Annotated in this window: 20 protein-coding genes and 2 pseudogenes; 19 read left to right on the top strand and 3 right to left on the bottom strand. The window is 59.3% G+C overall.

Going from position 1 to position 21,141, the window contains the following annotated elements; translation table 11 throughout:
• Positions 1-77: 77 nt before the first annotated feature.
• The 8 genes from EB233_RS30430 (at position 78) to asnB (ending at position 8,975) form a co-directional block, all read left to right on the top strand.
• Entirely contained in the window at positions 78-617 is a 540-nt protein-coding gene (locus EB233_RS30430; protein ID WP_064987098.1) for a nuclear transport factor 2 family protein, read from the top strand.
• Positions 618-974: 357 nt separating this feature from the next.
• Positions 975-2,030, top strand: coding sequence for an LLM class flavin-dependent oxidoreductase (locus tag EB233_RS30425; RefSeq protein WP_064987099.1), 1,056 nt, complete (start codon positions 975-977; stop codon positions 2,028-2,030).
• Positions 2,031-2,519: 489 nt separating this feature from the next.
• Complete coding sequence (gene aepX, locus EB233_RS30420; protein WP_064987100.1) at positions 2,520-3,428, top strand: phosphoenolpyruvate mutase; 909 nt, start codon at positions 2,520-2,522, stop codon at positions 3,426-3,428.
• Positions 3,429-3,473: 45 nt separating this feature from the next.
• Positions 3,474-4,664 (top strand): aminotransferase class I/II-fold pyridoxal phosphate-dependent enzyme, encoded by a 1,191-nt coding sequence (locus tag EB233_RS30415; RefSeq protein WP_064987101.1) that lies wholly within the window; start codon positions 3,474-3,476, stop codon positions 4,662-4,664.
• A 26-nt stretch (positions 4,665-4,690) separates the two neighbouring features.
• Positions 4,691-5,509: a phosphocholine cytidylyltransferase family protein gene (locus tag EB233_RS30410; protein ID WP_064987145.1), complete on the top strand. Its 819-nt coding sequence runs from the start codon at positions 4,691-4,693 to the stop codon at positions 5,507-5,509.
• Positions 5,506-6,105: a CDP-alcohol phosphatidyltransferase family protein gene (locus EB233_RS30405; RefSeq protein ID WP_064987102.1), complete on the top strand. Its 600-nt coding sequence runs from the start codon at positions 5,506-5,508 to the stop codon at positions 6,103-6,105. Before EB233_RS30410 ends, EB233_RS30405 begins: the two co-directional genes overlap by 4 nt.
• A 30-nt stretch (positions 6,106-6,135) precedes the next feature.
• The gene (locus EB233_RS30400) at positions 6,136-7,050 is read left to right on the top strand and encodes a class I SAM-dependent methyltransferase (protein WP_064987103.1); all 915 of its coding nucleotides are present in this window, start codon (positions 6,136-6,138) and stop codon (positions 7,048-7,050) included.
• 32 nt (positions 7,051-7,082) lie between these two features.
• Positions 7,083-8,975, top strand: a complete 1,893-nt coding sequence (asnB, locus tag EB233_RS30395; RefSeq protein WP_064987104.1) for an asparagine synthase (glutamine-hydrolyzing) — start codon at positions 7,083-7,085, stop codon at positions 8,973-8,975.
• A gap of 38 nt (positions 8,976-9,013) precedes the next feature.
• Here asnB and EB233_RS30390 read toward each other — a convergent pair whose 3' ends face one another.
• Positions 9,014-10,321 carry an alkaline phosphatase family protein gene (locus tag EB233_RS30390; RefSeq protein WP_064987105.1) on the bottom strand — a complete coding sequence of 436 codons (1,308 nt, stop codon included), beginning with the start codon at positions 10,319-10,321 and terminating at the stop codon, positions 9,014-9,016.
• Between the two features lie 167 nt (positions 10,322-10,488).
• Between EB233_RS30390 and EB233_RS32035 the strand changes: the two genes are divergently transcribed.
• From EB233_RS32035 to EB233_RS30355, 8 genes are all read left to right on the top strand, one after another.
• The gene (locus tag EB233_RS32035; RefSeq protein ID WP_244277723.1) at positions 10,489-11,403 is read left to right on the top strand and encodes a glycosyltransferase family protein; all 915 of its coding nucleotides are present in this window, start codon (positions 10,489-10,491) and stop codon (positions 11,401-11,403) included.
• Positions 11,291-12,181, top strand: a complete 891-nt coding sequence (locus tag EB233_RS32030; protein ID WP_244277743.1) for a pyridoxal phosphate-dependent aminotransferase — start codon at positions 11,291-11,293, stop codon at positions 12,179-12,181. Before EB233_RS32035 ends, EB233_RS32030 begins: the two co-directional genes overlap by 113 nt.
• A 54-nt stretch (positions 12,182-12,235) precedes the next feature.
• A complete protein-coding gene (locus EB233_RS30380; RefSeq protein ID WP_020629141.1) occupies positions 12,236-13,027 on the top strand; it encodes a DeoR/GlpR family DNA-binding transcription regulator in 792 nt (263 codons plus the stop codon).
• Between the two features lie 187 nt (positions 13,028-13,214).
• Positions 13,215-14,777 carry an ABC transporter substrate-binding protein gene (locus tag EB233_RS30375; RefSeq protein WP_064987106.1) on the top strand — a complete coding sequence of 521 codons (1,563 nt, stop codon included), beginning with the start codon at positions 13,215-13,217 and terminating at the stop codon, positions 14,775-14,777.
• Between the two features lie 5 nt (positions 14,778-14,782).
• Entirely contained in the window at positions 14,783-15,814 is a 1,032-nt protein-coding gene (locus EB233_RS30370; protein ID WP_064987107.1) for an ABC transporter ATP-binding protein, read from the top strand.
• Positions 15,811-16,770, top strand: a complete 960-nt coding sequence (locus tag EB233_RS30365; protein WP_064987108.1) for an ABC transporter ATP-binding protein — start codon at positions 15,811-15,813, stop codon at positions 16,768-16,770. The genes EB233_RS30370 and EB233_RS30365 overlap by 4 nt, the downstream gene beginning before the upstream one ends.
• Positions 16,770-17,711 carry an ABC transporter permease gene (locus tag EB233_RS30360; protein ID WP_019863313.1) on the top strand — a complete coding sequence of 314 codons (942 nt, stop codon included), beginning with the start codon at positions 16,770-16,772 and terminating at the stop codon, positions 17,709-17,711. Before EB233_RS30365 ends, EB233_RS30360 begins: the two co-directional genes overlap by 1 nt.
• Positions 17,708-18,568, top strand: coding sequence for an ABC transporter permease (locus tag EB233_RS30355; protein WP_064987109.1), 861 nt, complete (start codon positions 17,708-17,710; stop codon positions 18,566-18,568). The genes EB233_RS30360 and EB233_RS30355 overlap by 4 nt, the downstream gene beginning before the upstream one ends.
• Before the next feature lie 165 nt (positions 18,569-18,733).
• Here the strand turns inward: EB233_RS30355 and EB233_RS32025 are convergent.
• Both EB233_RS32025 and EB233_RS32400 read right to left on the bottom strand, forming a co-directional pair.
• Positions 18,734-18,799: pseudogene (locus EB233_RS32025) on the bottom strand (3'-5' exonuclease); the annotation flags it as partial.
• Between the two features lie 246 nt (positions 18,800-19,045).
• Positions 19,046-19,138: pseudogene (locus tag EB233_RS32400) on the bottom strand (nucleotidyl transferase AbiEii/AbiGii toxin family protein); the annotation flags it as partial.
• A gap of 443 nt (positions 19,139-19,581) precedes the next feature.
• Here EB233_RS32400 and EB233_RS30345 point away from each other — a divergent pair.
• The 3 genes from EB233_RS30345 to EB233_RS30335 are packed head-to-tail and all read left to right on the top strand — an operon-like array spanning position 19,582 to position 21,134.
• Complete coding sequence (locus tag EB233_RS30345) at positions 19,582-19,881, top strand: hypothetical protein (protein ID WP_019863317.1); 300 nt, start codon at positions 19,582-19,584, stop codon at positions 19,879-19,881.
• The gene (locus tag EB233_RS30340; RefSeq protein ID WP_064987111.1) at positions 19,878-20,309 is read left to right on the top strand and encodes a PIN domain-containing protein; all 432 of its coding nucleotides are present in this window, start codon (positions 19,878-19,880) and stop codon (positions 20,307-20,309) included. Before EB233_RS30345 ends, EB233_RS30340 begins: the two co-directional genes overlap by 4 nt.
• Before the next feature lie 36 nt (positions 20,310-20,345).
• Entirely contained in the window at positions 20,346-21,134 is a 789-nt protein-coding gene (locus tag EB233_RS30335; protein ID WP_027047779.1) for a DUF5131 family protein, read from the top strand.
• The last annotated feature ends 7 nt before the right edge of the window (positions 21,135-21,141 follow it).

Raw genomic sequence — 21,141 nt, 5'->3', positions numbered from 1 at the left:
GTTGCCGATCGGTTCGTCCTTACATGCACCTAGAGGCACGAAGCGCCTCTTCCAATCTCAAAATTTGCGACAGAGCGATGAGCCAGGCAAAAATCACCGAACTGCGCGACCGCGAGGCGATCCGCGACTGCCTTTATCGGTACTGCCGCGGCATAGACCGCGCGGATGAGGCTGCGCTGCGCAGTGCGTATTGGCCCGATGCGCATGACAATCACGGTGCCTATTGCGGCTCAGCCGAGGGCTTTTTTGAGGTTGCGTTTGGTCTCTTCAAGACCGGACCGCGGTTAATCCACCAGATCACGAACGTATTGATCGAGTTCATCGACCCGGCGGAGGCCGTGGTTGAAAGCTATTTCACCGCGCTGCAACGCGGACCAGACAACGACGGAGAAGCACGCCAGGTGCTTCTCTGCGGCCGTTACTGCGACCTGTTTCAGAAGAGGGAAGGGGCGTGGCGCATTGCCGAACGGACCGTCGTTTACGATTGGCTCGAAGAGCAGACCCCACCAGCGGTCCCCGAGGCAGAACGGTTCGGCTTACGGCAACCGATCGGAGCAGCGCATCCCAATGACCCGGTTTACGCGCTCAAGAAGCGCCGCAGCTCGTCATCAAGATGAAAATGCAATGCTGACACCACAATGCTTTCCAAGGCTCCCAACTGGAGAGCCGCATCGCGGGAGCGGTCCTGGAACGCAACACGTCTACCGGTATGGAAACTTGCGGTCACCAGGACGTCTTGCAATGCCGCGACCGGCTGGCTCGCGTCGAGGACGCTGGCTGCGGAGAGGTTCATGTGGAGCGGGCAGGACGGGTCGTCATCATTACTGGAGCGGCAGGCGGGATCGGCCGCCGAACGATAGGCAGCTCTGCGCAAGATGGTCGATTACGTCGCCGCCGGATCGATACCCCGGCCCACCCGCAATCGGCACAAGTCGAAGGCTTGATTGGCCACTTTGTGTAAACGAGGAAACGCCATGGAATTCGCGACGTTCATCTTGGCGGCCCAGCGAGGCTATCATCAATCGTGCGACAGCGTCATCGGTAACTCCATAGAACAGGCAATCGCTTCGGAGCAGGCCGGCTTCAACACCGCATGGTTCGCCGAGCACCACTTCAACAATTACAGCCTGGTTCCCTCGCCCTTGATGATGGTGGCACACTGTGCTGGCCTCACGAGCACCATCGGCCTCGGCACCGGCGTCTGTGTGCTGCCGCTATATCAACCGCAGCGCCTGCTCTCCGAGATCGGCTTTGCCGATATCGTTTCGAACGGCCGCCTCGAACTCGGCGTCGGCTCGGGATACCAGCAGTTCGAGTTCGAGCGCTTCGGCGTCGATGTCGATCAGGCGCCGGCCATGTTTGCGGAATATCTGGATATCCTTCTCAAGGGCCTTAACCAGCAGGTCTTCGAGCACAATGGCCAGTATGAGAAGATACCTTTAACGGCGATTTCGCTGCGCACCATCCAAAGGCCAGCCCCACCGATCTGGATCGCCTGCGGTTCCGCGCGAAGCATGTGCCGTGCCTATCGTGAGGGCCACAATCTTTTCGTCACGGCGTTCCACTACGGCTTGGAAAACATAAGAATGCTGCGTGAGACCATCGAGGCGGCAGCGGCCTCGCGGGGTAAGGATGTCACGGCCGCCAAGATAGCGCTTCTGCGCTGCTGCTATGCCAGCGACGATCAGGCTGAGATCGACAGCTATCTCGACAACGCCCGCTTCCAGCGCCGGCTATCTGAAGCACTTCATCAGCGTCGCCAGCAGAGCCGGGACGGCTATCTGCTGCAGGAAACACCGACGCAGCAGGACCTGTCGTTCGAGACCATGCGCCAGAACCTGCCGATCGGCAGCGTAAGTCGCGTCATCGATCGCCTGCTGGAAGAGATAAGTGTCCTTAAGCCGGACCAGATCGCAATTCAGACCCAATTGGGAGATTTCGACCAAAAGACGATGCTACGCCAGATTGAGCTCTGGGGAGACAAGATCATTCCAGCGATCAACAAGGCGCTCGGTCACGTCAAGGCTTGAAGTTCCGGGCGGCCGCTGGGGTTGTTGAAATCTCGCGTGCCGATGCTCGGCAATTCGTCCATGCGGCCTGGATAGACAATCAAGCCGCCTGGCGATTGCCGGGATCGAAGACCAACGCCGTCCGTCACCTTGCCTGCACGGACCGCAGGTCTTCCGCTCCTTGGGCCACCCCGCTTGAGATCGTTGATCGGCAGCGTGGCGGGCCAGCCGCCACGGCGCAGACGAATAGCCACTCCCACGACCCCTCTTGTGTCCGAAGTTGGACGAGGATGTCGCAAGCCCGACCAAAGGGCCTGGCACGCGTATGGAGAATGGGTGCGGCGCAGGTGGGGCGCCATTTCGGCACGCGCCTTGCTTCATTCATTCTGTCCGGTGCACGACAGTGGCAGATCGCCGATCGGTGGGCAGAGCGGTTCGTCACTGAAAGTACTTCGTGCGGCAGCAATGACAGGCTTGTCGGCTGGATAGCGTCGGTGGAGGTGAGACCGCATGGTGGAGAGGCAGCCTGGTGCGCAGACGCGCGAGAGCTTGCGCCGAATGATCGCGTCCGGTGAACTCGCCTTCGCAATGGAGGCTCATGACGGCCTTTCGGCTGCGATTGCCGAGCGCGCTGGCTTCAAGGCGCTCTGGGCGTCCGGCCTCTCGATTTCATCCAGTCTCGGATATCGAGATGCGAACGAAGCTTCCTGGTCCCAACTCGTCGATGTGGTTGAGCGAATTTCCGACACGGTGGACATTCCAGTCCTCGTCGACGGGGACAGCGGGTTCGGGAACTTCAACAATGCCCGTTTGGTCGCCCGCAAGCTGCGCCAACATGGCGCGAGCGGCATATGTCTCGAGGACACGGCGTTCCCGAAAATGAACTCGTTTATCGGTGATCGGCACCCGTTGGCCGATATTCCCGAGTTCTGCGGCCGGCTTAAGGCGGTGAAGGACCAAGTGCCGGATGCGGAGTTCGTTCTGGTCGCCCGGATCGAGGCGCTCATCGCCGGCCGCGAAGAGGATGAGGCGCTGGCGCGAGCACAAGCCTACGCTGAGGCCGGCGCCGATGCTATTCTGATTCATTCCCGCAAGTCCAACGCTGAGCAGATTTTCGCCTTCACGCGCGCCTGGCAGAACCGCCTTCCGGTCGTGATCGTGCCTACGAAATATTACCGCACACCGGTCTCCGCGTATCGGGCGGCCGGAATCTCCACGGTCATCTGGGCGAACCACAACATGCGCGCGGCGATATCGGCCATGCGCCAGGTCTGCGACCGTATCCTCCGCGAAGAAAGTATCGCCGGTATCGAGGACGAGGTGGCGACCCTCGATGAACTCTTCGATCTGCTCAATTACCAGGAACTCTCAGCGGCGGAAGAGAAATATCTGCCGCAGACGGCGACCGGCGTGCGGTAGCAGCCCCAGCCCGTCTTTTGAAAGCAAACGAAAACGGGAGCGCACATGCTTGCGCATCGGACAAACCTGTTCGCTACATCGGGTACCGCCGCAGCGCGCGCTGCAGCAAAAGCGGCGGCCGATGCTGGCAAGGAGATCATCGATCTGACCGCCGGCGAGATCTGGAGCGAGCTTGCTCCCACGATTCGCGACGGCGCGATCGACGCCATCAATAACGGCGTCAATCGCTATACCGATACCGTTGGCAATGTGGAGCTGCGCGAGGCACTGTCGCGGAAGATATCCCGCGCTACCGGCCAGATCTGGAAGGCCGAGGAAGTTGCCGTGACGTGCGGAGCGAAGCAGGCCTTGTTCAACGCCGCAATGGTGCTTCTAAACCCAGGCGACGAGGTCATCATCCCGGCGCCTTACTGGACAACGTTTCCCGCCCAGGTCCTAATCGCCGGCGGCACACCGGTATTCGTCGACACCAAATCAAACGGTTACGTCCCGCGCCCCGAGCACATCAAGGAGGCGGTCACCGAACGCACGCGGGCGATCGTCGTCAACACGCCCAGCAATCCGGGCGGTGCGGTCTACGATGTTGAAACCCTGATGGCCATCGCTCAACTGGCAGTCAGCCGCAACCTGTGGATCATTTTTGACGAGTGCTATGGCGACTTCATATATGGGCATCATACCCACCACCCGATCGTCTCGGTCGCTCCCGACATTCGAGCACGCGCGCTGATCGTCAACTCCTTCAGCAAATCGCTGGCATTGACCGGTTGGCGCATCGGTTATCTGGCGGGTCCAAAAGAGGTGATCAATGGCGTCAAGGCCCTGCAATCGCACACCACTTCGAATCCAAACGTAATTGCCCAGCACGCGGTGCTCGCCCACTTGCAAAGGGGGGGCTCGGACTATGAAAGCAAGCTGCGTTCACGCCTGACAAGCACCAGGCGGGTCGGTCTCGACGCGCTTTCTTCGTTGACGCGTGTACCGGTCGCCAAGGCGCAAGGGGGCTTTTATTTCTATCTCGATCTTTCCCGTCTGCTGCGACCGGGATCGAAAGACGGCGCCTCAACGACGGCCGACGATGTCGTGACGGCTCTGCTTGCCGAAACTGGCGTTGCAGCTGTGCCGGGCACTGCGTTCGGTGACCCCGCCGGCCTGCGCCTGTCCTATGGAATTCCACCTGAAAAACTCGCGACCGGCCTGGCCCGGCTCGTCGAATTCCTCAATGCCTGGAAATGACACACACAACGAAAGAGGTCAATGAGATGCCTCCCGCTGCTCCCAGGAAAGCCGTCATTCTCGCTGCTGGCTTCGGCTCCCGCCTGCGTCCGCTGACCGATCTGTGTCCCAAGCCCCTCATCGAAGTCAACGGCACACCGATACTTCACAATGCCCTGTGGAACCTCCAGGCGGTGGGAGTTGAAGAGGTGACGATTGTTGTCGGCTATCGCAAGGATGCCATTCGCCATGCGTGTGGCAAACGCTTCGGGAGACTTGAAATCAACTATGTCGAGTCCTCGGTCTTCGACAAGACGGGGAGCGCCTACTCGCTCTGGCTGGCGCGCGACACGCTTCTTTCGGGCGACTGTTATCTCCTCGAAGGTGACGTCTTTTTCGAAGAAGATGCGCTGCGCCACCTGATCTTGGGGGAGGCGGCAAATGCCGCCGCGGTCGCGCCGTTCGATCCATCCATGGAAGGGTCGGCAGCCGTCCTTTCCAGCGACGGCTTCATATCCGAAGTCCGATTGAAGCAGACGGCAGCAAACCTGGTATCAGGCAGCCCGGCGCTCTTCAAGATGATGAACCTCATCCGGTTCTCTGGAGCCGAACTCCAAACGGTGATCGTGCCGGTCCTCCACGACCTGATCGGCTCGGGCGCGATCAAAGCCTATACCGAGGAGTTGCTCGCGCATCTCATCGAGCAGCGCGGACTGCAACTCGCCGCGGTGCGATGCGACGATTTGCGATGGTACGAGATCGACAGTGAACAGGACCTGCGGGTGGCGGAAAGGATTTTCGCCTTCGAGCGACCTCACGGACATAGTACCGGCGCGCCGGCCGCCGTGGCGGGGGTAGGACGATGATCCGCTATCTGTTCGACGCTGCAAATGCCATTACGGCCCTTGGGCTGACCTTGGCCACCACGGCGATCTACTTTGCTTTGATCGGGCGCTTCGAGATTGGCATCTGTTTCGGCTTGTGGGCTCTTTTGGCGGATGATGCCGACGGCATGGTCGCGAAGAGTTCGCCGAACCGGTCCGCTTTGACGGCACAACTGGGTGGCGCGTTGGACGGGCTGCTTGATTTGGTCTACGCAGCCGTCTTTCCAGCGGTTCTGATTTTGTCCTTCAACGCGTTCTCCGTTTCCGCCTTGTTGGCTGCCAACTGCCTCATCCTGTCGGGGGCTCTGCGCCTCAGCTACTTTTCGACGTTCGGACTGGACGCTGACGGATTCGGCAGAGGATTGCCGTTGAACAACAACCTCTTCGTGTTGGCGTTGCTCTTCGTCGCCGACCATCACTTGCCAGTGCAAGGCCTGGGCAACCTATTGATCGGTGCAGGATTTGTGCTGTCGGTCCTGCATCTTTCAAATTTCAAATTTCCCGGTACCGGCAATGCGTTGCGCTTGGCCAATCTTACACTGGTCGCAGCCGGATCTGTCGCCTTGCTCACAAAGTGAATCAGTTTGTAGCTATAGGGAAGAGAATACATGGAAAGCTCTTTCGAGATCGAAACTCGCACCGTCTTTGATCGCTACCAGCGCCAGCAGGAGAATGACGACCACATATTCGACAGGTTGGTCTCTCTGATCGAGGAGGACTATTTCGGCCTGCCAACCGGTAGCTTCCGCGGCCTTGATGTCCTGGATGCGGGCTGCGGCTCCAATGCGAATGCGTCCTATGCGTTTCTCGACAAGGGGGCCCGAAACGTTGTTTCGCTTGAATTGAGCAATGATTGGATGGATTGCGCGCGCAAGCGGCTCAGCCGATTTGGGCCGCGCTCGGAACTGGTCGCTGGCAGTGTGCTCGATCTGCCGTTTGACGACTTCAGTTTTGATTTTGTCCATTGCGCAGGGGTTTTGCCGCATACCAGGGATCCGAAAAAAGGCTTTGAAGAGCTTGCCCGTGTAACCCGCCCCGGCGGCAGCTTCTTCTTGACGATTATGGGTACCGCCAACGGCGTCATTTACCGATGCATCAATCACTTGCGAGAACTCTACCAAAGCGACGAACAATTCCGCAGTTCCATTGACAATCTAGATGCATCCACCGCACGCGAAGCCATCGACTGGCTGTTGAGAACAAAGGACGGCGAAGAAAAGGAATATATCCCTGGCGAAAACGAATTCTTTCGGAGTCTTTTTGATGATGATTTGTTCGTGACGATTCGGGATCGCTTCCAGGCGCCGACCTATCACGAGTTCGCCTTCACAGAGGTGCAAATCCGAGGCTGGTATGGCGAGTGCGGCTTCGAGAAGATCCGCAGGATCTCAAGGTATACAAAAAATTTCCATAATCTTCGGCGCTTTCTCGCTCCGATGTACCGTCATTATGACCACCCGCTGGCCCGCTTCTGGTTCGGCGATGGCTGCATCCAGATGATCGGCGAAAAGCCGAGCACGTAGTTGGCGTTATTCGTGCCAAGAGAGCGACCCCAATGTGCGGAATCTTTGGGATAGTCCTCAAAACCGAGGGGACACCCGTTTGTGCTGAGGCCGTTGAGCGTTGCGCTGACGCTCTCGCTCATCGCGGGCCTGATGCCAGCGGCTTATACATTGATCAATCGGTCGCATTCGCGCATCGACGGCTATCGATTGTCGACGCTCATTCTCGCGCCAATCAGCCCTATCGCGATGACAATACCGGAGTGGTGGTAACGTACAACGGCGAGATATTCAACTATCGGGAAATTAGAGCTGAATTGAGGGACATGGGTTTTTCCTTTTCGACGGTGTCCGACACCGAGGTTCTAATTCTTAGCTATATTGCTTGGGGAAAGTCATTCCTGAACCGCCTTGACGGGATGTTTGCCTTCGCGCTTTTCGATCCCCGGAACTCGCTTGCTCTCATCGCCCGAGATCGTTTGGGGGTAAAACCCCTTTACTACACGATCTGCGATGTTGGCCTTCTCTTTGCGTCGCAGCCGAACGCTCTCATTCGCTGGCCGGGCGTGATGCGCGGACCCGACATCATCGGCGCGCTCAGTTTTCTTTCCTATCGCGCGGTTGTCGGCGCCAGAACGCTGTTTGCCGGGATTTCCAAGTTAGAGCCCGGCCACCTTCTCGAAATAACAAACGGGCGACACACGTCGGAGCGTTGGTGGAATCTGTCCGAGCGCATTTCGCGATCGAAGCCGGACTATTCCGACATAAGGAGACTATTTGGAAGCGCCGTCGAACGTCAGCTGGTGGCTGACGTACCGGTCGCCGCATTGTTGTCCGGTGGACTTGACTCGAGCATCCTGGCCTATGAGGCATCCGCTCACTCCCAAATCCGTCCGATTTGCTATACCGGCAAGGTCGAGGCCCCCGATTATGACGAGACGGCTTATGCGATGGAGGTCGCCGCTGAATTCGGGCTCATTCAACGGGTCGTTCCAATTGGAGAACCTTCCGATATCAACGCTGTGTCAGAGCTGGTTCGCCTGCGTGGACATCCACTTGGGATGCATAACGAAATCGCAATGTTTACGCTCGCAAAGGCGATTTCGAAGGAGCATAAGGTCGTCCTCACCGGCGAGGGTGCCGATGAGATTTTTGCTGGCTACAGCCGATTGTTCCGTACGCCGTATGACTACAATCGAAGCAAGATCATCGCCGCATTGCCACGTGCTCTTGCCCAGGTCGCACGCCGGCGCCTCGGACTCGACGTCCACTGCTCTCAATTGCAGTTCTTCCTGGCGCGTTACAGCTACTTCCCGACCGATGAAATCCGCTCGCTTGCCATCGATGGGCGGATACGAAGGGAGCACGAGATGGCTCTGTTCGATCACTTCTCGACTCAATTTGCAGAGGCCGGCGGAGATTTCTTTAGCAAGATCTCATATGTTCTCGTCTCTACGCATTTGCCCGCATTGCTGGAAATGGTTGACAACACCACAATGGCAGCTGGGCTTGAAGCTCGCGTTCCTTATACCGATCACCAGCTCGTTACCGCCGCAATGGCGATGCCCGGCTCACAGCGGTTGAGGTGGAGGACTCCAATCGCTTCGGTCCAGGCACTGTGGCATCCGGTTGCTTCCTTCAGCGAACGTCTCGATGTCTCAAAATTCCCCTTAAGAAGGGAATACCGCAGCGTCTTGCCCAGATCTGTTCTATCTCGCAAAAAGATGGGATTTCCGCTGCCGCTGGGTGAGTGGGCCGTTGGCGAGGGAGCAACGGAATATCGAAGGCTGCTGTTTGATAAGGACTCTCCACTGGGAGATTTGTTCGATCCTGCTGCTTTGCGGCGTTGGTTCGAGGAGGGACAACGAAACCCATCAGATTCATTTGGCCGGAAATTCTGGCTGCTCGCCAACCTTGGGATATTCTTCAATGAGGTATTCTCATGACGAATATGCGAGCCCGCAGGCGGGCGGCTGCGGGCATTTTACAGAAGACCCTTTGCCGAAAACGGGGCGTTGGACAATCCCAAGATCTGAGCAATGGTTGGCGTGAACTCTTCAGCGGAGCCCCAGGCAACATTGCAAGGTTGCATTCCCGGGATGCTCAACAGGCATATGCGATCGTCCTCCGCGCTGCCCGGTCGAAAACCGTGGGTCGACAAGTATCGAGGTCTGCCCGTCGGGCCAGCTTCTTGCGTGTCTCCAACGGTCTCCTCGAAGGAGTGTCCAGGAGGTGCGACATAGGTCGCTATGCAATCGCGTTCATTTACCGGAACATGGTCGCTCGACCACGGCTCCACTTGGAAGCGCGCCAACAGTCCGTCTGCGATTCTGCGGTCATGAGCTCCGTCAACCAGGACATGGAGCGTCGCTCCTTCACTTTCCCAAAGCAAGTCAGGGATGATCGCATCCGGATAAATGGTTGTGTGGACGGCGCTATGTCCATGGTCACTTGCGACTACGATCGCGTAATCGTCTTCCCGCCCGACTCGCCTCAGTCCTTCGATGAGAGCGCCAATCATCATGTCGGCCGCGGCGACAGACCAATGTGCCGCCTCGCTTTCGTATCCGAACTGATGCTGAATCGAATCCGTCATGTCGATCTCGGTCAAAATGAGATCAGGCGGGTTCTCCGAGCAAGCCAGCGCTCCTGCAGCCCCGATCATGAGATGATCCGCGGCCAGGCCCGCAACGAGAGCAGTGCTCGCAACGGTGTCACTACTGGACGGGAAGCCGAAGAGATCGAACACGCCGGCGGCTCGCAACCGCCCATCTGGATCTTTGATCATGCGCGAGCGAGCGATGCGGTTTTCGGGCAGGCTCTTAAATGACCGGCTTCCCTGGAGAAACCCTCGTTCCCACCAGGCCGGCACGAAGACATCGCAATCGGCTGGGTCGATCAACCCAGCGCCGATGGACGCGACATCAAGCCCGCTATTTTTGGCAAGCTTTGCAATTGTCGGAACCCGCAGATCAGACGCGTCGGCGCAGACAAACGAGCCATCTCGCACAATGTGGTTTCCGTAGATCCCGTTCGCTTGAGGCGCCGCGCCGGTTAGCATGCTCGCGCGCCCCGGCATCGACGTTCCCGGCACCGTTGAGCGCAGGCGAGTGATGGACAGACCGTCTCCTGCCAAACGAAGAAGCGTCGGCAACCGATGTTTGTGCTTTTCGAAATAGTCCGCGCTTACGCCGTCCATGAGGATCAGAATCGCTTTCGTAGGAGCGCGCGGCTTTATCGAGGCAGGCGTGTGAAAACGAGCGGTAGGCCTGGATGGATTGGTGTGGGTCATTTTGCACCTGGAAGAGACCGATCGAAACCAAAGCCCCCTATAGGCTTCGGATGACGCCCGTATGAACGCATCACGGGATTCTTCGAGCGCCCGTGGGTCGTTTTGATTTTTGGGAATGGGCGCTTCTAGGCGCTCTTTTTGCTTCCTTCAGAAGAAAGGAGTCCGAGATGGCCGATACGACCCGTGCTATTTTTATCCTCGATTTCGCAGGGCCAAAAATACATCTGTGGAGTGGCAGCTACGATGCACCGTTGGTTCCTATCAACGGTCAGCCGCTCTTGGATCGTCTCGTCAACGCCTGTGTCGAAAACGGCATTGAAGATGTCACTTTCGTTGAAAACTTGAGCAGCGGCACATTCGATGGGTTCCGACTGCAGGACAGCACAAATACGCTTTCGTGGCGCGACGCGCATGACGGCGATCTCATTGAGAAGTTCCGCCAACATGAGGGCGATACTCTCCTGATATGGGGAACACCGCTTTTCGACAGTGAGGTTCTTGACGGTATCAATACCAACAAAGGTTTGCGCGGCTCCGCTTGGCGGCCCGACGCGCCGACCGGGATTTATCGATTGAGTGCTGATGTTCTACGCAATCTTCTGGCCGAAAGCCGCGCCGCGGCATCTCTGCATCAGGCCTTCAGCTGGTTAGTCGCGGGCCTGTCCCAGCTGGACGTAGCGTTGCCTGACAATGTGCTGACTGCTGGCTCCAAGCTGCTCGATATTTGCGACGGTGTCGACGCATCCATCGCGGAATTTCGGTGTGACAAGGAGAACGTGCTGTGGCGTCTGGAAACGAGCGTCGGAGGTTATTGGCGCAAGCCAATCGCTGAGCACATGCCGTTTCCCTCCCAAGACTTTTTACGATCGGCTGGCGGCGAGGCTCGAAGGCGTGTTGACATGCTATCCTTCTCAGCAGATCGATATCGCTTCAGTTGTTGGCACGATGACCTCGCAGCAGCCGGACTTTATTGCAGTCGGAAACGGGGCGACCGACCTCATCCAGGCGCTCTATTCAACGCTGAACCCAACAATCGCGATTCCCGTGCCGACGTTCGCCGGCTTTCAAACACCTCTCGATGACGAACAAAAGAACAACTTCGTCCTCACCCCGCCCTATTTCGATCTCGACGTTCGAGCCTTCCTGGAATTCGTACTGGCGACAGGCGCGGATACGGCAATCGTTGTAAATCCAAACAATCCGACCGGTCGACTTGTTGATCATGCTGACGTGGCATGGCTGGCGGAGGCCCTAGGATCTCGAGGGCGACGGCTGATCGTGGATGAATCGTTCATTGATTTTCCCGCTGATGGCCGACCAAACAGCGTTGAGAATCTGGTTCCGTCCTGTGCCAATTTGATCGTGGTGAAGAGCCTTGGAAAGGTCTTCGGACTTGGCGGAATCCGGCTCGCCTATCTCATGGCTGGCGATCCCACCCTCGTTGCCGCCGTGCGCCGGAAACTGCCGCTGTGGAACATTAACGGCATTGCGGAATACACACTGTTCCTGCTTCCCGAATTTGCAGAGGAATTGGAACACAGTCTAGAGATGTTGCGAGAAGATAGAGAGCTGTTCATCGAGGAGCTGCGGACGGTACCGGGCCTCGACGTCGTACCTTCGCAAACGAATTTCATCTTGTGCCGGCTGCCTGAAAATTCGGTATCCGCTGCCGAACTCAAGCGCCGCCTCGTTCTATTCGAATCCGTCCTCGTAAGAGAATGCGGCTATCAAGCCATGAACGAAGCAGATCGATATCTGCGCCTGACGGTTCGAAGTCGGACGGAAAACGAAAGGCTGGCAAAAGCTCTGCGGCGCACCTTAAGCCGCTCAACGGCCTGTGAGAGTGACGCCCTGGCGTGACATTTGCGCAGTGAACTGAATGGTCTTTTTTCGAATGCCGCGAGAGAGAGAAGCATGTCGCTTAGTTACAATCGTCATAAAAGGCTCGTAGAAATCGTCCAGGCGAATGGCGAAGTGCGCATCCGAGATTTGATGCAGCGGTTCAATATTTCAGAAGAGACTGCGCGGCGGGATATCAAACGGCTCGAGCAGGATGGCTTGGTCGCACGTGTCCATGGCGGCGCGGTCGCAACGCAACGGCCCAAGTTGCTGGCCATCTCATCGCGAGCTGTTTCCGAGCGCGCGGAAAAAAGCACCATCGCTGAGATCGCCCTGGGTCTTCTGAAGCCCGGTCAGAATCTCTTTTTCGGGGGCGGCAGCACCATTCTGTCGTTGGCCAGCCGCATATCGGCCCTCCCAGAAATGCGCGTCGTCACCAACATGGTCGATACTGCCATAGCCGCGGCCGAAGGCCATCGGCATCGCGTCGTCATGCTGGGAGGCGATTTCAATGTCGATTTCCGGACCGTAACCGGATTCACCGCCTTGCGTACACTCCGCGAACAGCAGATCGACATCGCATTCATCGGCGTCAACGCGGTGCATCCGAATGGCGTCTTCGACCATGAACAGGTCGGACAGGAGCTTGCTGCGACGCTCTGCGAGCAAGCGCGGAAAATTGTCATTCTCGCAGATCACAGCAAATTCGGCTTGTCGGCGCGCTACCGCATCCTGCCCTATTCGGCGATCACCGCGATTATCACCGACCGGAAGCCTGCATCGGACATGCTGGACAAGATCGAGGCCGCCGGTGTTGAAGTTCTATATCCGCAAAACCGTCACAACCCCGCACCGGTCTCTACTTGATCATCTGCGTTCAGCCAGCAGGCTGCCCCAACCGTGAAAGATTTTTTTCCGTTTGATTTCAAGAACCAACACAATCCGTCTCAAACCTGCAAAAAACCGTCACATAACCGCGCTATGTCTCAGCCCGTCTCGGGAGCGGATTTCGTTCGCTCCGATTGTCATCCCGACTGAAAGAGAGGGGATTTGGATGCAAACGACACGTCGCAGATTTCTCGGCATGACCGCCATGGCGGCTGGCGCGATAGCATTGCCGAACACGATCATGGCAGCAACCGCCCGGCGGCCGAACCTCAATATTGCCGTTCAGGACCTGCGCACAATTCTGGAACCGGTGGACGGCTCCTCCATCGCCAACGTTTCCTGGCGGGTGCAATACAGCATTTTCGATCAGCTTTTACGGACCGACTACATCGACAATTTTCGCCTGAATTTCGCGCTTGCGACATCATTGAAGCAAATTGACGCCACGATCCATGAGATCAGGTTGCGCGACAATGTGAAGTTTCATGACGGTTCCACAATGACGGCGGATGACGTTGTCTTCTCGCTCGGGCCGGATCGTCTGCGCGGCGAAAATGCGCCGGGCGCGGCCGTGTTTGCCAACTTCCTCTCCTCGCTCGCCGATGTTCAGAAGATCAATGACCGCACTGTCCGTTTGATCACCAGGACAGAGGATCCGGTCTTTGCCCAGCGGCTCGGCGCCTGGGGCACGCAGATCATCAGCGCCAGGGCACGGGCTGGCGCAAGCAGCTATGACGCCTGGGCGGCGAAGCCGATCGGCACCGGCCCTTACAAGATCGGCGAGGTTCGCAATGGCGACGAGATCACGCTGGTGGCGCACGACGAATATTGGGGAGGTCAGCCGCCATTTGCCTCGATCCGCTTCAAGCGGCTGCCGGAAATCGCCGCGCGCATCGCCGGACTGAAGTCGGGCGATTACGATATCGTCACAGACATCACTCCGGACCACATTGCCGAAATTGAGGGAGTCAACGGCCTCTCGATTGTTGGTGGCGAAGCCATGTGGTTCCGCTTTCTCACATTTGCTCCACTCAGGACTCCCATCCTGAAAGATGTCGATCTGCGTCGCGCACTCGCACTCGCTATCGATCGCGGTGCGCTGGCGGACGGCCTTTGGGACGGCCGGGCGAAAGCGCTGACCAGCTGGCAGCTACCGATCTTCGGCGAGATCAACGACCCCAACCGCAAGGGGGTGTCCTATGACCCGGCGCAGGTCAAGGAACTGCTCGCCAAATCATCCTACAGAGGCGAGGAAATCCCATACCCTTCCGTCGGCACCTATTATCCGATGCAGCTCGCCGAGAACCAGGCGCTTGTCGAGATGTGGAAGGCTGCCGGAATCAACGTCAAGCTGATCATGTGTGAAAACTGGACGCAGGTCGGCGACATTGGCGGCATCAATGACACGTCCGGCGGCGCCTTCTACGCCGATCCCGTTTCCATGTTGTGGCAGATTATCGGTCCGACCAATGACCTCCAGTCGACAGGTGGCTGGACCAATGCCGAATTCAACGCGCTCGGTCACGAGCTTGAAACGACGACCGATCTCGCCAAGCGCCAGGCGTCCTTCAAACGGATGCAGGACATTGTCGAGATCGAGGACCCTTGCATCACGCCGCTGCACTCCATGCCCTTCATCTATGGGCAGAAGGCGGATGTCAGCTGGCAGCCCAACCCGTTGCCGCAAATGTATCTCGGTCCGAAGATGCCGCCTGAGCCGGTGGCCTGAGTTCCATGCTGCATAAGTCTTTCCAGAACAGCGCGGGCGCCGCGCTGTTGCCGGCTCATGGCATCGGGGCTTCCGCCACCAAACCTGCCATCAGCATTGCTGGCTTGAGGGTGGCGTTCGGCGATGTGCCTGTGCTGCACGGTGTCGATCTCGCTGTGAACAAAGGCGAGGCCTTGGGTATCGTCGGCGAATCCGGCTGCGGCAAGTCCGTGACCTGGCGGGCGGTTCTTGGCCTGCTGCCGAAATCCGCCGAGATCGGGGGCGAGGCCAGGATTGGTAATCTCGATCTTGTGGGCGCACGACAATCCGTTTTGGATCGGGTGCGCGGCGGACGTATCGCCATGATCTTCCAGGATCCGGCCAGCGCGCTGAACCCGGTGCATCGCATCGGCGCGCAGATCACCGAAGCGCTTCGCCTGCACCGTGGCCTCAGCGGTGCCGCCGCCCGTGCCGAGGCCTGCCGCCTGCTCGACCAGGTCGGGATAGCCGCTGCGGCAAGCAGGCTCAACACCTACCCCCACGAACTGTCGGGCGGCCAGAACCAGCGGATGATGATTGCCATCGCGCTCGCCGGCCGGCCCGAACTGCTGATCGCCGACGAGCCAACGACCGCGCTCGACACCACCGTGCAGGCGCAGATCCTGCTGCTGCTCAAAGATATTCAACGCGACACAGGCATGGCGCTGGTCATGATCAGCCATGATCTCGCCGCGGTGGCGGCCGTCTGTGACCGGGCATGCGTCATGTATGCGGGCCAGATCGTCGAAACGGCACCGAAACACACGCTTCTGACCGCGCCGCAGCACCCCTATACACGCGACCTGATCGGTGCCATTCCGCCCTCGCACGGTCCGCGCATGCGGTTGACCGCCATTGCCGGCGCGCCGCCACAACGCCATCTATCGCCGGGATGCGCCTATGCGCCACGCTGCCGGCACGCGATCGCGGTATGTCGCACGAGCCGACCGGAACCGCGGCAGGTCGCCGCGCGGCATTCGGTGCGTTGCCTTCGTTTGGACGCCGGCACGTATCAATGACCCTGCTGCGTCTTAACAAGATCACCCGTCGCTTTCCGCTCGGCTCGCCACTCTACGGACCGCGGAAATATCTTGTAGCAGTCGATGGCGTGTCGCTGGATGTCGAGATGGGCCGGACGACCGGCATTGTCGGCGAATCCGGATGCGGCAAGTCCACCACCGGCCGTATTGCGCTCGGTCTGGAGCCGCCGGACAGCGGAGGTGTGCTGTTTCAGGGTTTGCCGCTGCCGCGCATCGACAGCAACAGGTGGCGCGCGCAGCGGCGCCAAATGCAGCTGGTCTTTCAGGACACCTTGGCAGCGCTTGATCGCCGAATGACTGTCAGCGCTCTCATCGCCGAGCCGCTGGCGATTCACGGAATTGGCGATTCGGCAAGCCGCAAGCAACGTGTGGCGGAGCTTCTCCACGGCGTCGGCCTCGGCGAAGACCATGGCGTGCTCTATCCGCATCAGCTTTCCGGCGGCCAGCGCCAACGCGTCGTGCTTGCGCGGGCGCTGGCGCCAAAACCCTCGCTTCTGGTTTGCGATGAGCCGGTCTCGGCGCTCGACCTGTCCGTCCAGGCGCAAATCGTCAATCTGCTCATGGATCTTCAGCAGGAGCTCGGGCTCGGCCTCTTGTTCATCAGCCATGACTTGCGGGTCGTTCGCCATGTCAGCGACCGGATCGTCGTCATGTATCTTGGCCGCGTCGTTGAGCAGGGGCGCGCCGACGCCATTATCGACCAACCCGCCCATCCCTATACGCAGGCGCTCGTCTCGGCCATGCCGAGGCTTCCGGGCGGCTTCGATCATTATGTGGCGTTGCCAGGCGAGCCGCCGAGCCCCACCGATAGGCCGTGCGGATGCCCGTTTCATCCACGCTGTCCACTTGCGCGCGACGTTTGCCGCCAGAGCCTGCCCGAACTCCTGCCGCTAGGAACGGAACGGCAGGTCGCCTGCCATTTGGTGAGGCATTGATGAGTGCTGTGTTTCGTTTCGCCGGCCCCAAGATCCTGCGTGCCGGCCTGTCGATCCTGATCGTGGTGACCTTTACATTCGTGGTGCTGCGGGCCTCTGGAGACCCGGCGCTGCAGATACTCGGTCCCAGCGCCCGCGCCCCGGATCTTGAGGCGTTTCGCCGGCATTGGGGGCTCGATCGGCCTCTGTATGTGCAATATGTCCGCTATGTCCTGGCGGCACTCCACTGCGATTTCGGGAATTCCATGCTGGCTGGAAAACCGGCCCTTCAGCTTGTGTTCGAGCGCGTGCCCCTGACATTGGCGCTCATGCTGCCGGCACTGGCGCTCACGATGCTGATCGGCATTCCGGTTGGCGCCTACGCCGCCATGCATCGCGACACCTGGGTCGACCGATCGGTGATGATGCTGACCGTGTTCGGCTTCACCGTGCCAAGCTTCGTGCTCGGGCTATTGCTGATCCTGATCTTTTCCGTGACGCTCGGCCTGTTCCCGTCCGGCGGCGCGGATCGGCCGGAAAGCTTCGTACTGCCGGTGCTCACGCTTGGTTTGGGCGGGGCGGCCATTATCGCGCGCTTCACGCGTAGCGCCATGATCGAAGTTCTGTCGCAGCTCTACATCGTGGCGGCCAGCGCCAAGGGCGTGACGTGGCGGCAGGTGGTTCGCCACCATGCCTTTCCGAATGCGATCATTCCTGTGCTGACGCTGTTCGGCCTGATGCTCGGCGGGCAGGTCGCGGGCGCCGTACTGGTGGAAAGCGTCTTCGGCTGGCCCGGCATCGGCCAATTGCTGGTGGTTTCGGTTGCGAACCGTGATCTCGCCGTGGTTCAGGTCATCCTCCTTCTCGTGGCGCTGACCATGACGTCGGCCAACCTGCTGATGGACCTGCTTTATGGCGTGTTCGATCCGCGCCTGCGTGGAACAAACTCAGGATCGCAATGAAAACGGCAACTGTAGAAACCAACCGTCCGACGGCTCGCTCGGTGGACCTGCCGACACTCCTTGCGGGCGGTTGGGTTCTCCTCATGCTCTTCACGGCGCTCGCCGCGCCGCTAATGGCTCCTTATGAGATTACTTCTATCGACCTGCGCCATCGCCTGGCGCCGCCCGTCGGCTTTGGCGGAACGATGCTACACGTCCTGGGAACCGACGATCTGGGCCGTGACGTGGCCTCGCGTCTTTTCTACTCGATCCGCACCAGCTTGCTGGTCGCCTTCGGCGCCACTGCAATCAGCGTGTTGGTCGGTACCGGGATTGGCTTCATCGCCGCGTATTTCCGCGGGCTCGTCGAGCATGCCCTGCTGCTAATGATCGACGTACAGGCTTCGCTACCGTTTCTGATCGTGGCGCTGGCAATGCTCGCTTGTTTCGGTAATTCGCTGACGCTGTTCGTCGCCCTGATGGGACTTTATGGCTGGGAGCGGAATGCGCGGTTGGCACGAGGACTGGCAATCACCGCCAGCGCGCAGGGCTATGCGAGCGCAACGCGCCAGCTCGGCGCCCATCCGCTGCGTGTCTATCTGCGGCATATCCTGCCCAACAGTGCGGCGACGCTTCTCGTGGCGGCGACGGTGACCTTTCCGGAGATCGTCCTGGTGGAAAGCGGACTGTCCTTCCTCGGCCTCGGCGTCCAGCCGCCGATGACCAGTCTGGGTGTCATGGTCGCGGCAGGCCGCGAGTATATCACCCGCGCCTCCTGGATGCTGCTCGCTCCAAGCCTTGTCATTGTCATGACGGCCGTTGCCGTTAGCGTCCTCGGCGATTGGTTGCGCGATAAGCTCGACCCGACCCTCAAATAACGGTTTCCCAGTGCAAAGCAAGCTGATCTCCATACTTGTCGACGGCTGCGCTCTCGCACGTAGCGGGGTGCCGAACCTTCGCCCGCGGCCGGTATCGACGTAACCGGAATACAGCATATGGATCTCGTCGCGGGCCCGCGTCAGGCCAACATAGAACAGCCGTCGGCTTTCGCGTCGCGCCGCCGGCTGCTCGTTGCGCCAGGGCAAACCGCCCAGATCGAGTCCCACCATGATCACGACATCATATTCGCAGCTCTTTGCCGAGTGCGGCGTCAACAGATTAAGATGGAGAGGCGACGCGTCGCGTCCACCGAGGCTCGCCAGATCCAGGTCGGCGAGCGGCCCGCCGACAGCGAGCGCCGCCGACATGCGCACCACCTGTTCGCGCTGATCGGCGAGGCTTGGCTCTACCGCCATCAGCGCATCGAGCATTCCCGGCCGCAGCGCGCCGATTGGCGAAGTTTGTAATTTTGATCCGCGAAATTCATCGTGCCAGTGACGAGCAAAGCGATCGCCGCGCCGGCGCTCCTGCAGGCAGAAGACATGGATGGCCGTCGCCTTCTCCCAGAAGGGCACCTGCACGCGGAACCCGTCCAGCAGGCGTTGTGGTCAATCATCGCCGCGCGAATCGACCAATCCCTGTTTCGCGCCGTTCGCCAAACGAGCCTCGCCGGTCCTGGGGCCGACGCCCTCTGGTCGGCGCCGAGATATTTCTCTTGTCAGCGCAAAAAATCCGACGCTGAGGCCGTAAAAAAGTTACGCCCCTGATTCAAAGGGAAAATTGCCGGAAACATTTTTTTGAGGTTTCGCCAACCATCGGCACCAGATCGGACGATCTTTACACCTCGCGTCGGCCGGCGGCTGCTCGACGCTGGTCAACAAGTACCGTCGCGTAACATATATCACGCGTCCACCGATGCCATTCAACCGAAAGAGCGCACTGCCCGGACTGCCTGCACCTTGATCAAACCCAGCATTCTGGTTATATTACTGGAAATAAGTCGGAGGTAACTATGGGCAGCTCGCAAAAACGCGCCATTCAAAACTATCGATCTCGCCTCAGCGAGCGCGGCTTGGCGCGCTTCGAGGTGCTTGGCCGCGATGCCGATCGCGACCTCATTCGATCTTTGGCTCGCCGCCTGGCCGAAGATGGACCGGATGCCTCTAGCCTGCGCGCTGCTGTCAGCCAGACCATCGCCGGCGAGCCACCCAAGCTTGGCGGGATTCTCGCCGCATTGCGTCGTTCGCCGCTGGTGGGAGCTGACCTCGATCTTTCCCGCCCCCATGAAGAGGGACGCAAGATCGACCTGTGACACGCTACCTCCTCGATACCAACATCATCAGCAATGTCGTGAAATCGCAGCCGTCGGAATCGCTCCTGGCATGGATGTCGAGACAGCGTGACGAGGATTTGTTCATCGCTTCGCTGACCGTTGCGGAAATTCTTCGCGGGGTTCTGGAGAAGCCACGCGGGAAAAAACGCGACGCACTCGACAAGTGGTTCTCTGGGCCCGAGGGGCCGCAGGCGCTGTTTGCGGGCCGCATCCTTTCGTTCGACGACAAGGCAGGGCTGATCTGGGCGCGGCTGATGGCAGGAGGAAAGGCGGCCGGCAAGCCGCGCAGCGGGCTCGACATGAGCATCGCCGCTGTCGCCGGAGCGAACGAGTGCGTGCTGGTAACGGATAACGAAAAAGACTTTGCCGGGCTCAAGGTCGTCAATCCGATACGCGGAGCGGTCTGATGCGGCGTCGGATCAAGGAATACTCGGGAGGGCAAGATGGCTGAAACTCAGATAGAGTGGACAGACTCCACTTGGAACCCCGTCGCAGGATGCTCCATCGTCACCGCAGGCTGCACCCATTGTTATGCTATGGAAATGGCCAAACGCCTTGAGGCCATGGGCATCGCAAAATATGCGGGACTTACCCGTAAGACGGGAAAGCGCACGGTGTGGAATGGCGTCGTGCGGGAAGACCGCAAAGCGCTGGCCATGCCCTACGGATGGAAGAAACCGCGGAAAATCTTCGTAAACTCTATGAGCGACCTCTTCCACGAGGGTGTCAGCGACGAATTCATCCTTGAGGTCTGGAAGGTCATGCGCGAGACCCCGCGCCACAACTATCAAATCCTTACTAAGCGTCCCGAGCGAATGGCAGCTCTCGTCGCCTCGCAGTTGGGCGACATCCTGCCCAATGTCTGGCTGGGCACTAGCATTGAAGACGCGAACGTCGTGAGTCGAGTCGACTATCTCCGCCAGGCGCCCGCAGCCATTCGCTTCATCTCTTTTGAGCCTCTCATTGGATCGGTTGGCGCCGTCGACCTCCGCGACATCCATTGGGCCATCGTGGGCGGTGAAAGCGGCAAATCCGCTCGACCGATCAGGGAAGAATGGATCGACGAAATTTACGGCCAATGCCTGGCGGCCGGTACCGCCTTCTTCTTCAAGCAGTGGGGAACCTGGGGCAAGGATAACAAAAAGCGTTCCAAGAAGGCCAACGGGCGCGAGTATCGGGGCCGGACCTGGGACGAGATGCCGACCACCCAGCAAGGCACGGTTACAATGTAGAACAACA

It is taken from the genome of Mesorhizobium erdmanii (assembly GCF_013170725.1).
Classification (GTDB): Bacteria; Pseudomonadota; Alphaproteobacteria; order Rhizobiales; family Rhizobiaceae; genus Mesorhizobium; species Mesorhizobium erdmanii.
Note: the sequence above shows the minus strand (reverse complement) of the source record. Positions and strands in the feature narration are given on the sequence as shown.